Here is a 13,647-nt window from a genome sequence, read left to right as displayed (position 1 = left end):
CTCGCTCGAGGAGCAGTTGGTCATCTGTCGCGGTGCTCTGGGTTTGGTAATAGTCGTGGACGCGCCATTGGTCGGTGGGGCTGAGGACCATGAAGGTTTCTGAGAATCTGGACCAGAGCTGCCGAACGTCTCGACGGCGCTGCAAATATTCGTTATCTGTTGTTCTTGGCATGACTGGTCTCCGATTAGTGGAGGCAGTATGAGGCCTAGATCGGCGGGATGTAGTCGCCGGCTTTGACGTTCGATACTCGTCGTAGCGCGCTTTCGAGATTGCCCAAGATGCTTTTGTTGAACTTGATGTCTTCAGTGGGCGAATTCAGGTAGCCACCCCACGACTCGATGTCTTCCTTCGAGGCGAAGTGGACACACCAGTTGTAGCGATCCCATTCAGACGGCTCGTTAGTTAAGAACCAGAAGTAGGACGTTGATGACTTTGCATCGTCCAGAAGCTCGTGAAGGTGGGTCGTCCCCGAGAACACCACGTCCCGCTTCGGCTGCGCATCGAAGTAGTTCACAATCTCTTCGATGAAGCTGATCGCAAGCTGCAAGACATACACGCTGGCCAGAAGCTCGGCCGACTGCCGGTATGAGCGGTCCATGCCGATCTGAGGACGACCGTCGTACCAATTGTCGTCGTTGCGCAGGCGGCGCATGGCGCCCTTGGTCGGGTGGAGGTACTGGCCGAGAAATGTGTAATGCGCCTCCAACCGAAGCAGCGCGGCGCGGTCGAGCAGACCGTTCAGATGTAGCGATCGCTTGAGGCTGTCGTAGGACAGAATGTAGCGGTAGCGCGCGAGTTGTTCGCGGCGATACTTGGCGTCGCTACGGCGCACGTCAGGTGGCATCGGGTAGTACTCGAAATAGTCCTCATCCTTAAGCCGCATAGCCTCCGGGTTGAACTCATCGAGATGGAAATAGTAAATGGACACTGGTGCGGGCTCACCGTCGTCGAACCGGATGTCGTCGTAGACGTACTCGATATGCCGGTTCGCGTCCGGGTACTTGCGAACCGCGATCAGCGAGGTGGTCCCGTCTGTCGCGCTCTTCTGCCAAGCTGCCTCGGCCTTTGCCAGCTCCTCCTTAAACTTCTCAGTATCGAGAGAGGTCAGATCCTGGACCATGACGTACTTGCGCCCGCGGCAGATCAGCGCGAAGACCATGTAGTTCTCGAGCAGACTTCGGCAGAGCGCGAGCGAGTCGGAGACCTTGCTGTCGTCGAGCAGGGTCAGGCAACTCTCGACGGACTCCATGCGGAAGTTCACGAAGTCAAACACGTCACCGTAGACCGCCTGGTAGGTGTCGCCATACTTGAGCTCGGGGCCCCAAGCTACGTAGCCAGCGAGTAGGTCGCGTGTCAGCGAACGGACTCGTGCGATCTCCTGCTCGATCTGTGGCGTGGATGGGAAGCGCATCTCAGTCCTCGTCTCCTAGAAGTACCCGAGGTACATTCCGCGCCGCCCGTAGCAGCGGTTACCAAACCGGTCCATGTGTGGATTGAGCGCTGTGGTTCGCACCTTTCGCGTGAACGTCTTGCTGCAGTAAGGACATTGCACGCGGTGCTTTGGTCCTGAGGTCGACGAGCGTCGCGTTGACGTCGAGCGCGTGCCGGCGAAGTAAGCGGCCCGGTCGCTGTCACCCGACTTGCTGAGCTGAACCGGGAACCGAGGCTCGAACTTCTCATCTTCGATCACCATGTCCTGGATGCCTTGGTGTAGGAAGCTTTTGATCGAGGGTCCGCTGGACCGACCGCCAGTGGTGTCGTAGCCGAAGAAGTACTCCTGGCCGACACCGTCAGACTTGCGAACCCTGTAGTCCAAGGAGTACGGCTCGACTAGTCGGGTCGCGTTGTTGTAGGTCATGCGCAGCAGGCGTTGCTCACTACCAGCCTGCAGGATGATGTTCCGCCATCGGGACGGGAAGAACGCGGCAGAGGCTGCAAGTGCTTGAGAGCCGCTGGTACCGAAGATTGAGTCGAGACCAGTCCGCAGCTGGGCAACCGCATCGTCGAACGAGAAGCGGCTGGCTTTCGGCGTAAGGACCTTGCCCCAGTAGCCGCGAAACAGGTCAAGGGGCAGGTCCAGCAGCAAGGCACGAGCTGAACCTGGACTGCGACTGAAGACGGTCTTGCGCAGGAAGACATCGAGCATCTCCCGGCGGTCGATCTCGATGTCTTGACTGACAAACGCGCAGTAGACGAGGTCAAAGAGGTCGTAGCAGTAGCGCCTCTGTAGCAGGCACTTCATCTTCTCGGCCAGTGCCTCTTCGAGCTTAATGCATCGAATCTCGGCGGCACAAGCGTCCGAGTCCGAGTAAGGATGAATGAGTTGCCGGGTCTGCGGAGCAAGGTGAAGGCGGTCGAACTCAGACACGTCCATGCGGATGCTCAGTGTGATGTGGTCCTGTGCACCGATAAAGTCCTTGAAGTACAGCTTGAGCTTGAACAGACGCTTGGTCTCATCGATCATTCGCTCGTTGGTGACGCGGTTGCGATCGATATCAAAGCGAACTCCCGTCTGCGCCTCGGCGAACCGACATACCCCGTTCATTTGTTCGAGGAGGTGCTCAGCCCCGATGCCCTGCTCGCTCGTCAGGTCGAGGTCGTCGGAGAACCTGGTGCCCGGGAAGTAGCCCTTGCGTAGAGCGTTGCCGCCCTTCAGAACCACATGGTCGGCGAGCTCTGACTCTCGAAAGATGCCCGAGATGAGCCATCCAAAGAGATAATCGCGTTGAACGTCCGCCTCGTTAAGGTCGAACACTGCGGCTTGTGCGAGCAACTCGTCTTTACTGATCATTTAACAACTCCTCTAGTCACAGTATGACAGCAGGAAGACCCAGGTGCGACGCGTTATTCACAACAGGACCGGTACAACGCTCAGGGGTCGTGATCTTCCGAATGTGGCTCAAAATCATGTACCGGAGCCAAATCGACCTGACTGGAGTCAAACTCCCAACAGGGGTGGCTATGTCGGCGCTTGCAAGAATGACAACAGCCTCCGTGTACCGGAGGCTGCGAGTTGGACGTAACTAACAGGGGTGAATGTCTACAATATTAGTAGAATTTGGTGCACCTAGTCTCAAGTCTTTCCAACTTTGATCCACCCCAGTTAGCCACGGCTTCCGACTCTCCTGCGGAGCTGGCGGATCGACCACAAACTCGTTCTGAACTAGGGAAACAGACGGCCGAGCTTCGCGAGCGAATGGTCGAGCGCTACGTGGCCGGTGAGACCGTGAAGGCGCTAGCGGCGGAACACGGACTGCATCACCAGACGATTCGAGCGGTGCTGGTTGAGGCGGGGGTGCTGGTGCGGACGCGGCAGCGCCTGACGCAGAAGCAGCTCGAGGAGATCGTGAAGCTATACGAGTCGGGTCTAACGACGACTGAGATCGGTGAGCGACTTGGGGTGTACGCCAGCACGGTAGGGCGGCAGCTGAAGAAGCTCGGCGTTGAGCTGCGGGCGCCTGGGTGGCGGTCATCCGGGCTGCGGGGCTAGGCAGCCTGATCGATGTCGTCGGAGATGACAGACTGCGTCGCCTCGGCGATGCAAATTCGTGCTTGGGTGAGCAACTCGATGTCCGGCACTGGCCACACGAGCGCGTGGACGGAGATCCCGGTCGCCGTTCAGGAGAGCCTGGTCTGAAGCGGTCAGACTCATGAGCGCTCGGACGAAGCGCAGTGGGTCGCCTTGGCCGTAGTGACTGGCGATCTGGAAGCAGCGGCGCAGCTGGTGGTAGGCCTTGCCGGCAGCCTGGGGGAGTGACGGCCGTTCCCTATTCAGACAGTCTCGCTCGAGGAGGACCTGCTTATCGGACGCGGCGCTTTGGGTTTAGTAGTGGTCGTGAACGACCCACTGGTTGGTTGGGCTGAGCACGATGAAGGTTTCTGGAAACCTGAGGTAGAGCTGCCTCAACTCATGGTGATGCTATAGATATTTGGGATTGATTGTTCTTGGTATGACTTTGCTCTCCATTGATTACGAAAACAGTATCCAATCGCTTGTGCTTGCTAAGCTCAAGCGGAAAGCAGTAAAATGCAATCAGCCTTACATCAACTCTAATGAAGAGCGCACGGTTACGAGGACGTGCGGACACCCATGAGGACCTAAGGGTCACAGAGAATGCCTGGCAAACACCAACAGTCACGGGTGGGAAAAGACAAACCAAATTGACTAAAGGCTTGCTGCGGCGAGCGGAGGGAGAAAGCGTATGAACACGCTACTCGTTGGGTATGATCTCAACGCAAAGGGGCAAAAGTATGATCAGTTGATCGAGCTGATCAAGAGCCAAGGCGCATGGTGGCACCACCTCGACAGCACTTGGCTGGTGAAGACGAACAAGTCGGCGACTGGGCTTCGCGACGAGTTGGTTAATAGCGGCTTGATCGACAGCAACGACGAGTTGTTGGTGATTGATGTGACCGGAGATGCCGCTGCATGGTTCGGGTTCACCGATAGAGGTGGCAAGTGGCTGAAAGATAATCTCTGATGCCGTGGCCACGTGATCGTTGAACCGAACCTGGCGGTGGACTTAGCACGGGACCGGGCGGTGGTCTCTCAACCGGTCCCGGTGATGGTGCATCGACAGGCCCGGACGGCGGGATGTCATCAGGACCCGGTGGTGGTATGTCATCAGGAGCAGGAGGAGGACTCAGCAGTGGCCCGGGCGGTGGCCTGTCGTCAGGCCCAGGCGGGGGGCTGAGCTCTGGCCCGGGTGGCGGGTTGTCCGGTGGTCCCGGTTGCGGTCTCAGTTCTGGACCTGGTGGCGGGCTTTCGGACTGGACCAGGACCGCACTATCAAAGCAATACTCCGCCTATGCACGTCTGGATTCCGATCTTGCAAGAGCGCGGTCATCCACATGCGGCGAACTTGCTGGCAAGGGCTCACGGACTCGATCTATGAGTGATCCCGGCCCGCTCCTCGCGACGCCCGCACAATCGTCCGCTGGCATCGTCGCCATTGTTGGTGGATTCCTGGTCAGCCGGCTGGTGGCAATGTCAAGCGAGTCCGAGGAGCTTCGCCGCCAGTTGACTGCAACCAAGGACCGTCTATGGCGGGTATCGCGAGAGTGAATCTGGTCTACCGTACGCCCGGGGAACTGTTCGGTCGCGGAGCCGGGATTGGGAGGCTGGCGCTTAGTAGTCTGCGGGCTTGCCCGGTTGAAATCTACTACGTCGATCGGAATGCCAGTTGGCACAACTGGTCATTTGCCTCATAATACCTAAGCAGTATGAATTCGAATGACAACCCACTCGCCCGGATCTATCACTTGAAGGTAGTACTTGTTGCGCTCGCATCATTCATGCTTGGCGTAGCGCTGCTCAGTTTCTCGAAGTACGTTGACCTCCGGGGTGGTTGGCAATGGCTTTCGTTCTGACCCATCGGCGAGATCGGTGGAACCTTGGCAGCGGCAGGCATGTTTGGAATCGCATGGGATTTCGCTGATGCCCGCGACAAAGAGATGCGTGAGGATGAACGCATTCGTCGACTACTGAGTGAGTCAGCGCCGGCATTCCGAGACGCTGTCGTTGCAGGATTCACGGACAGCCCGGAGAATATGCGCGGTGTTGCGACGGACGCCACGCTCGATCAGCTTATAGCCAATGCTCTTTCACTCCGGCTGGGAGACGATCGTTTCGCGCAGGAAGTCTATGAAGACATCCGCGACCAGGCGGTTCGGACACCGGAGCGTTGGTACGACGTTGAAGTGAAAGTTCGACTTTCCTCCGGCGACCGGGACCACCGGGCTGACGTCTCACGGCTGGGTATCCTAGTCTCTTGGGAGTACACCGTCGTGCCCAGTCGATCGGTACAACGCTTCGCCTGCACCGGCGACCTTGATGAGTTCCATGAGCTCGTCACCGACGTCCCGGGAACCTCAACCTGGCTCATGACGCCCCGCCCCGGCTTCGACCCGAGCGACCCGTCAAGCTTCGAACTGCTCGCCTTCAGCGTTGATGGTGAGGAGCGTCCGGTGAGGCGCCTGCAACGCAAGTCTGGGCAGACCTACAGTGTCTCGATCGGCGACGACATCGTTCGCGAACAACGACCCGTCCGGGTGCGCCACACGTATCGGACCATTGCGGATCCCGCGAACCATCGCCTGTTCCTCGCGATCGCCCAGCCGGCAAGGGGCGTCTCTGTCCAAGTGGACTACTCCTCGGCCGACATCTCGCGCATGAGCGTGACTGACATGGTGCCCACCAGTAGGCGCCCATACGTGAGTCAGCTCCCCGCCCAAGCAGATGGCAGGGAGCTGACCATTGATATACCCGGCTGGATTCAGGCCGGCACCGGCTTCACCTTCGTGTGGACTCTCGCCGCCGAAGAGACCTCACGGTCGCCAGCGCCGCATCGAGGGCCGTCCACGCCCGTTGCTTGAAGCTGACGCGCTCGTCGTACGTCCAGGAACCACCGCTCACTGCTACCTCCATCGCTCGTCGGAACACCTGATGCTACTTATAAGTCTGTAGACCCTCAAGTAGCGGTCCGCCACGGTTTGAGTCGTGGCTGAGGGCGACCTGCAACGCGCAATGGGGGAGAACCTCAGGCGCTACCGCAGTGCCCGCGGGTTGTCGCAGGAAGCGTTCGCTGACCTCCTGGGCTATCACCGCACTTACGTAGGGGGCCTGGAGCGGGGCGAACGCAACTTGTCTCTCAAGAGCGTCGAGCGAATCGCGATCACGCTCCAACTTCAGCCGCTGGACCTACTCACCCCGCCCTAAGACGCCGTCCTATCTGAACTCGTCGGGAGTTCCCGAAACAAGCGCGAAGCAGTGTGGCCACTCGGCGAGGGAGGCAACGAGCAGGTCGATCGTGCCTTGGAGGTCCGCGAAGTTCTTGCTCGTCATCTGGTCTTCGTTGTCGGAGGCTCTTGTGGCGCGCCCGGGGCGCCAGCCGAAGAACTGCCCGTCCGGTTGCGCCGGCCACAAGTTGTGCGCGTAGTCGTTCCGATCTTTTGTGGCTGAATCGACAAGGACGAGGTATGTGCTCATGCGGTCCCGAGTGTCGCTTGGTCCGGCGGCGGACACGACCGCCGAACAGCGATTGACTAACTCAGATAGCGGTAGGCGGGTGTGCTCATCCTGCTGCGAGCCCGTCAACGCCTGATACAGCGAGAGCATCTTGTTCTCTAGGAGTGCGGACAAGCAGATGATGCGCCCGACAGCCCCATAGAACTCGTCCGGCAATGGACCCAGCAGGGTGTCTGGCACACCGAACGCATCGACTCGCACCTGCCTGACGCTAGTTGCGACACGTGCTGGTGGCAGGGGAATATCCCGCCCAGACTGGACTTGGGTTGGTACTCTCGCAGTGCCTGCACCTGAACACGGATGGGCAGTCAGTTACCTGCAGCCGCGGAGGCCTAGGCCACCGCGGCTGTGACCTGGTCGAGGAGCGAGGTAGGATGCCGTGGCGAGCCCGTCAGCACCCGATGACCTGCGCGAGCTGCTGATCGCCCCGATGGCTGGCGACCCAGACTTCTGGACGTTCGCGACCAACAGCCGAAGGACGATGGGGCATGCCCTCTTCAACTATCCGGCAATGATGGTGCCCCAAGTGCAGGCTGCGCTGCTCGATGCATGGCTTGCCGTAGAGCCAGACGGTGGCACTGTGTTCGACCCGTTTGCCGGATCCGGGACCGTGCTCACCGAGTCGATGTTGCGTGGGCTTGACTTCCGTGGAACGGACATCAACCCGCTGGCGGTGTTGCTACTCCGAGTGAAGGCGCGCCCCCTGTCAGAGTCAACACTCCGTCGGTCCTTGGAGTCCGTGATCGATGCGGCCATCGACGATGCTCGATCCGATCGCCTGGACTTCCGTGGTCGCGACAAGTGGTTCCCCGAGGATGTCGCCGTCCAGCTCACGCGGTTGCATCGTGCCATTCGCGCTTTGCCAGGCTCCGATGTCCGCCGATTCTTTTGGGTGTGTCTCGCCGCGACGGTGCGGCAGGTCAGCAACTCCCGGACCTCGACCTTCAAGCTGCACGTCTATGACGAAAAGACACTCGCGGCTCGCGATCTGGACGCGCTGGCCGAGTTCAAGCAGATCGCTGCCGACAACGTCGCCGCGGCGTCCGTCGAGCGGGCGGCTCTCGCCAAAGCCTCCCTGCTGCAGGTGGGCGGCCGTTACAGGGGTGCTATCGACTGCCGACGAGCCGATGTACGTCAACTCGCTCCGTCGCCGAATCAAGCCGACGTCCTTATGACCTCACCCCCGTACGGCGACAACCGCACCACCGTGCCGTACGGCCAGTACGCGTATCTGCCTCTGCGCTGGATTGACCCCGCTGACCTCGATGGTCAGGATCAACTGGAGCAGCTGATTGACAGCCCTTATCGAACGGACGCCGCCAGCCTCGGAGGACATGCTCCATCAGATCTCGCGGAGCGGCTCAGTGCGTTGATGGAACGGTCCGACTCCGTGCGCGCCACAGCCAAGTTGCTCACGGACCTGCCGGGTGATGGGCTGAGGCGGTTCGCGACCTTCGTGTGCGATCTTGACGAGGCGATGGAGAAGATTAACGGTCAGCTGCGTCCGAAGGCGTTCCAGTTTTGGACCCTCGGAGAGCGCAGCATCTCTGGGAACCGTGTCCCGACGACGCGGATCGTCGCTGAGCTGGCCGCCTCTCGTGGTTGCTCGGAGGTCGTGACGCTCACGCGCTCGATCCCGAACGGGCGGAAGCGTATGGCGATTCGCAATGACAGCGTTGCAACCATGGGCACGGAATCCATCTTGGTGCTTCAGGGTGGCGCGGACGGCGCCGCTCCGCAGGCTTACGCTACTTACCAATAGTGTGTCATCGTGAGCGGAGCGGAGCATGACGGACCAATCGATGGGCTGACCCTTTCAGTCCATCCATCTGTCGTCTTTCGGCTTGGCGAAGAGATGATTCAGGACGACGTCCAGGCTTTGGTGGAACTGGCTAAGAACGCCTACGACGCGGACAGTGCCACAGCTCGGATCTCTGTGGATACCCAGATCGTCACCACGGCCGACGGCGGCGAGGTCACTGACCCGGATGCGAATGGTGCCGAACTGCTTCGAGGAGCGATCTCGGTCATCGACCGCGGCACCGGCATGTCACGCGAGCAAATCGTCCAGGCGTGGTTGACCGTCTCCGGCAGCCCCAAGCGCGAGCTCAAGCGTCGCAACGGCATGACCGAGAAGGGGCGAACGCCGGTTGGCGACAAGGGTCTCGGCCGTCTGGGAACCCAGCGGCTCGGCCGCGTTGTCGACCTCTACACGGTGGTTCAGGGCAGCGGCGTGGCGCACCGGTTAAGCATCCCGTGGGATCAGTACGAATCTGCGGAACGTCTCGACAGTGTTCGGTTCAAGCTGACGAGCGAATCGGCACCGCTGAACGCCCATGGCACGACCCTGACGATTCGTGGTCTTCGGGACCTCGGGCACTGGCGTGGTGACGCATTGCGAGATCTTGAGCGTCGGCTATCGGCCATGATCTCGCCCTTTGGCAAGCGTGGCTTCAGCTTGACGCTGAACGTCGATGGTCAGCCGATCGACCTGTTGGAGCGGCCGACCGCGGTGCGGTCCAACGCGATGCTCCGCTACGAACTGAATTATAAGGACCAAGTCTTGATGGTCCATGGTTCGGCCACTCAGGACTACTTCCGGCCAGACAGGGGCGGCGCTGACAAACGCGCGACGTTTGATCGTGCCATGGCCCAAGACGGTGGCGCCGCGTTCCTGGCATGGCTTCTGGACCGCAAGGCTGATCAGGTGCAGAGCTTCACTCTGCATGCCAGCGACGACCACTTCGTTCGGTTTAGCGGACGGTTCCCCCTTATGGACATCGACGGCGTAGCGCGTGAGGACGGGGTGCCGGTTGACCCTGGGCCGTTTGCGGGTGAGGTCGACATGGTGCGCCTGCGCGACGACGTGCCCGACGTGTTCAATTCAGCCCGTGACTACAGCACCTTCGTTAAGGAAATAAACGGCGTCCGCATCTACCGAGACGGCTTCGGCATCCCCATCTCGAAGGACTGGCTCGACCTAGCGTCGCGGTGGTCGTCGGGCGCGTCGTTCTACAACCTGCGACCCGAGAACATCATCGGCTTTATCGATCTGACGGCAGCGGGAAACCCTGCACTCGAGGAGACGAGCAGTCGAGAGCAATTCCGCGACACCCTCGCGTACCGGAGCTTCTTGGCGATCATGGAGCGGTGGCGGCGCTTCACGGAGTCGGTTCAAACGTTTCTGCGGCGCAGCTTCAACGAATATCTGGCGGAGTTCACCGCTGCATCAGTCGGCGGAGAGGTGGAGCCGAGTCCGACAGTCTTGATTGAACACACCGAGCAGCAGCGGGCGCAGGTCGATAAGCTGCTGTCGAGCCTCGATCAGACCCGTAAAACGGTGGAACAAGCGCTCGAAACCGCTCAAGGGCGCGAACTTGAGTCCGAGGAGTCACTGTTCCCGGGTGATCGGGAGCAACTCGCGCAAGCGGCTGACCAACTCCGCCAGTTCCTCGGCACGATCAACCACCTGTCAGCAGACATCGACGGAATGCGTAAGTCATACGAACGGCAGCGGGATGCGCTGGTCGTAATTCGCGAGCAGTTCGACACCGTTCAAGCACAGTTGGCCGAGGCGTGGGAGACGGTGGCGCTGGGATTGACCGCCGAAGCCTTGTCGCACGAGGTCAGTCAGGTCGTCGATCGCTTGCGACAGCGCACGCAAGGGTTGCTACGTCGGTTGAAGTCACCTGTCGATGAGCTGACGGTTCGTACCTACGCCGAGCACGTCATGTCGGCGACCTCCGCCCTTACACGTCAGATTGCGCACCTGAATCCCGCGCTTCGTTATCGTCGTGAACGGCGTCAGGCGGTCACGATGTCAACGTTCCTAGCAGAAGTATCTGAGCACTTCGCCAGTCGTTGGGCGAACCTCGGGTACGACATCCGAATGAGCGTCGGTGTTGTCGAGGACTTTGTTGTCGACATCAGTCCGGGCCGACTCTCACAGGTGCTCGATAACCTGATATTGAATAGCGAATACTGGATCAACCAATCGCGCCACTCAGGGTCCGTCCTCGTTTCGATTGAGCGGCCATTCCTCGCGATCGCCGACAGCGGACCCGGCATCGACCCCAACCTCGAGGGCCTGATTTTTGAGCCGTTCATATCTAGTAAGCGTGGCGACGGCCGGGGCCTTGGGCTCTTCATCGTCCGCCAACTCCTCGAACCCGAGGGCGCCACTATTGAGCTTTCGCCAGCGCGCGGAGATGACGGTCGCCGACGAGAGTTTCACATCGAATTCAGCCGCCTGACGACGGAGCAGCCGAGTGGTGACTGAGCCAGCCGAGGAACTGCCAAACGATACTGAGAGCGTGCGGATGGCGGTCAGTTCTGTACTCGATCTACTGGGTGTAGAACGCGTCATCAGTATCGACGACGAACATGTTCTCAATGATGAGGAAGTCCCTTTCGACCCCGCAGTAGTCGTTGCTCGGATTCAGACGGCAGCGTTGCCACTTACAGACCTCGTTGATGACCCAGTGCTGCGCGACCTATTCATGGATGCCGACGGTGAGGTGCTGGAGATTGATGCTGCCGTCGACGTCGTGCGGGGTGACCTTCCCTTGGCCGCAGAGTCCCGCCTGACGGAACTCTGCGTGCTTTCAGAAGTCGAGGACGAGACGCCGGGTGTCGTGGACCCCGAGGACGTGACTGACGTGTCGAGTCGACCGGCGCTGGAGACGTTGTTCGCCGACCACGGTTACCAGGCTCTGACGTTGGCCGAGTGGCAGGCCGCTGGCGGCCGCGCCGTCGTGGCAGACGGCGTGACCACCTTGGTTTTAGTTGATCGCGACTTTTCGCGAGAGGGTGCCGCCACCAATGCTGGCGATGGCATCGTCGGCGATCTCCTCGCTGGCGAAGGAGTAGGCGACCTCCGATGCTGTCTTTTAACGCATTCAGCCCAGACCGCGGCGGACGAACGGGGTCTTGAGGAAGAGATCGCCGAAGCGAACGATCTCGACCGCAACGCCTTTGTTGTGCTGAGCAAGTCGCAACTTTCGCAGGATCCCCGCAGATTCGCGCATCGATTGCTCGGGGTGTTGATGCGACAGCATCTTGGCAGTCTGCGTCATGTCCTGGGGCAGGCCCTTGAAGCAGGACACGACGCAGCCGTCGAGCTGCTCGGTCGCACTTCTGACTTCCAGCTCCTGAGCATGTTTGCGGCTGCGGTCACAGAGGGAGCCCACGAACCGGATCACCTCATGCGTCCACTCCGGACGGTGATGCGCCGAGCGATTGCAGCAGCGCTACGAGCCGACGATCTGACGGCTACGACGCTGGACCCGTTGCATGAGGCGCTGCTGCTCATCCCGAGCGCAGGAGGTGACCTTGATCAAGACGAGGTGGCCGGGCTCGTAGCGTCCGAGATGTTCGATAGCGCGTCTGATCTAGCGGGTTTGGCTCAGCCGATCGAGCCCGGGGACATCTTCCAGATCGTCGACCCCCACGAGGTTTTGGCAGGCAGGAAGCCAGAGAGCAAGTACCACCTGATTCTGCTCGCGCAGCCGTGCGAAGTGATGGTCCGAGGGACGGGCAAGCGGGGCGAGAACGTACCAGCCCACTGGGTCCTGGCCCGCGTGAAGTCATTCGACGCGAAAGTTGCGAATCGTGCGGAAAACGTGAAACTCGCGACCTTCTTCGACCACAAGCCGCGTCACATCAAGCTCGGCGAGGTCGTGCATCTGCCGGTGCTCGCCCTCGATCTTTGCGTCTTCGATCCCGACGGGTATAGCCGATTTGGACAAGCAGACAATTGCCCGCCAGCAGCCTCGTGGGCGTGGTCGAAGCATTTCGAGCTGCTCAAGAACGAGATTGCTTCGCTGGTTGACGCGGCCGCCGATGCCGGCCTCGAATCGGCTACTGGCTCCGGTGCGGAGCTCATCGTAAGGGGAGTCACGGGCTGTATCGGACCAAAGGTCGGGATGGAAAAACAGACCGTGAACGTGGCCATCAGCCTGGATTCGCGCTCGATCGCCTTCGGGTTACGCCGAGTTGGACACCTCAATGACGAAGCGACGCGGTCCCTCTTGGTGCAAGCGACTCATCATCAGGGACGCCCAGCTGATGAGGCGGAGCTAGTGGCCTCGATCGTGACACCTGAATCCGGAGGGTGATGGCGCGCGAGAATCGGCCCGTTTCCTTTCCGCTGACGGGCTGAACGCGCTGGACTAAACTCGATTGAGGCGCGAAGGTGCATCGGCGGCAGTTGCGCGAAGGTGCCGCCACATCTTTCGTGCACCGAAGCAGCGGATGAGCTTCTGCCGCTGTTTCTCAGCCCCGATCAGCGCCAGCAACTCCGCGTCGCGCACTTGCCGGCGCGAGGGGGGCGTGACTCGGCCTCATAGAAGGTCGACGAGGCGATCTTGATGCCGTGCTCGTTCAGCACCCGCAGATCGGCTTGCCCCCCGAACTCGTCCTTCTGATCGGCGACGCAGTCGATCAGTGCCTGTTGGGGCGGTCGAGGCCGCCAAGAAAGCCGAGGCCGTCTCAGGATCTCGTTCGCCCCGCCGAAGCCCGTTGACTTTCCTTTTTATCGCCTTGATCTCAGTGAGCCCTTCGGCGGTTTACCGGTCGAACACCATCGTCGATCTCTGCCTGACGCAGCCATCTCCCGAGT

10 protein-coding genes are annotated in these 13,647 nt (G+C 60.4%); 7 read left to right on the top strand and 3 right to left on the bottom strand.

What is annotated here, in order from left to right:
- Nucleotides 1–206: 206 nt before the first annotated feature.
- Nucleotides 207–1,412, bottom strand: coding sequence for a hypothetical protein (locus K8Z61_RS11635; RefSeq protein WP_224129670.1), 1,206 nt, complete (start codon nucleotides 1,410–1,412; stop codon nucleotides 207–209).
- Between the two features lie 15 nt (nucleotides 1,413–1,427).
- On the bottom strand, nucleotides 1,428–2,792 hold the full coding sequence (locus tag K8Z61_RS11630; protein WP_224129668.1) for a nucleotidyl transferase AbiEii/AbiGii toxin family protein: 1,365 nt from the start codon (nucleotides 2,790–2,792) through the stop codon (nucleotides 1,428–1,430).
- A gap of 270 nt (nucleotides 2,793–3,062) precedes the next feature.
- Between K8Z61_RS11630 and K8Z61_RS11625 the strand changes: the two genes are divergently transcribed.
- The 4 genes from K8Z61_RS11625 to K8Z61_RS11610 all read left to right on the top strand — a co-directional run bounded on the left by K8Z61_RS11625 (nucleotide 3,063) and on the right by K8Z61_RS11610 (nucleotide 6,719).
- Nucleotides 3,063–3,491, top strand: coding sequence for a helix-turn-helix domain-containing protein (locus K8Z61_RS11625; RefSeq protein WP_374227943.1), 429 nt, complete (start codon nucleotides 3,063–3,065; stop codon nucleotides 3,489–3,491).
- Nucleotides 3,492–4,260: 769 nt separating this feature from the next.
- A complete protein-coding gene (locus K8Z61_RS11620) occupies nucleotides 4,261–4,482 on the top strand; it encodes a hypothetical protein (RefSeq protein WP_224129664.1) in 222 nt (73 codons plus the stop codon).
- 928 nt (nucleotides 4,483–5,410) lie between these two features.
- Nucleotides 5,411–6,376 carry a hypothetical protein gene (locus K8Z61_RS11615; protein WP_224129663.1) on the top strand — a complete coding sequence of 322 codons (966 nt, stop codon included), beginning with the start codon at nucleotides 5,411–5,413 and terminating at the stop codon, nucleotides 6,374–6,376.
- A gap of 151 nt (nucleotides 6,377–6,527) precedes the next feature.
- Entirely contained in the window at nucleotides 6,528–6,719 is a 192-nt protein-coding gene (locus tag K8Z61_RS11610; protein ID WP_224130048.1) for a helix-turn-helix domain-containing protein, read from the top strand.
- Between the two features lie 9 nt (nucleotides 6,720–6,728).
- On the opposite strand, the gene K8Z61_RS11605 is transcribed toward K8Z61_RS11610, so the two are convergent.
- Nucleotides 6,729–7,229, bottom strand: a complete 501-nt coding sequence (locus tag K8Z61_RS11605; RefSeq protein ID WP_224129661.1) for a hypothetical protein — start codon at nucleotides 7,227–7,229, stop codon at nucleotides 6,729–6,731.
- A gap of 178 nt (nucleotides 7,230–7,407) precedes the next feature.
- Here K8Z61_RS11605 and K8Z61_RS11600 point away from each other — a divergent pair, with 178 nt between their 5' ends.
- From K8Z61_RS11600 to K8Z61_RS11590, 3 genes are read left to right on the top strand one after another with little or no spacing between them, the layout of a single operon-like run.
- Nucleotides 7,408–8,790, top strand: a complete 1,383-nt coding sequence (locus K8Z61_RS11600) for a site-specific DNA-methyltransferase (RefSeq protein ID WP_224129659.1) — start codon at nucleotides 7,408–7,410, stop codon at nucleotides 8,788–8,790.
- Between the two features lie 9 nt (nucleotides 8,791–8,799).
- Complete coding sequence (locus K8Z61_RS11595; protein WP_224129657.1) at nucleotides 8,800–11,307, top strand: sensor histidine kinase; 2,508 nt, start codon at nucleotides 8,800–8,802, stop codon at nucleotides 11,305–11,307.
- A complete protein-coding gene (locus K8Z61_RS11590; protein ID WP_224129656.1) occupies nucleotides 11,300–13,144 on the top strand; it encodes a hypothetical protein in 1,845 nt (614 codons plus the stop codon). Before K8Z61_RS11595 ends, K8Z61_RS11590 begins: the two co-directional genes overlap by 8 nt.
- Nucleotides 13,145–13,647 lie beyond the last annotated feature (503 nt).

Source organism: Nocardioides sp. TRM66260-LWL (assembly GCF_020075545.1).
In the GTDB taxonomy this organism is placed as follows: Bacteria; Actinomycetota; Actinomycetes; order Propionibacteriales; family Nocardioidaceae; genus Nocardioides.
Note: the sequence above shows the minus strand (reverse complement) of the source record. Positions and strands in the feature narration are given on the sequence as shown.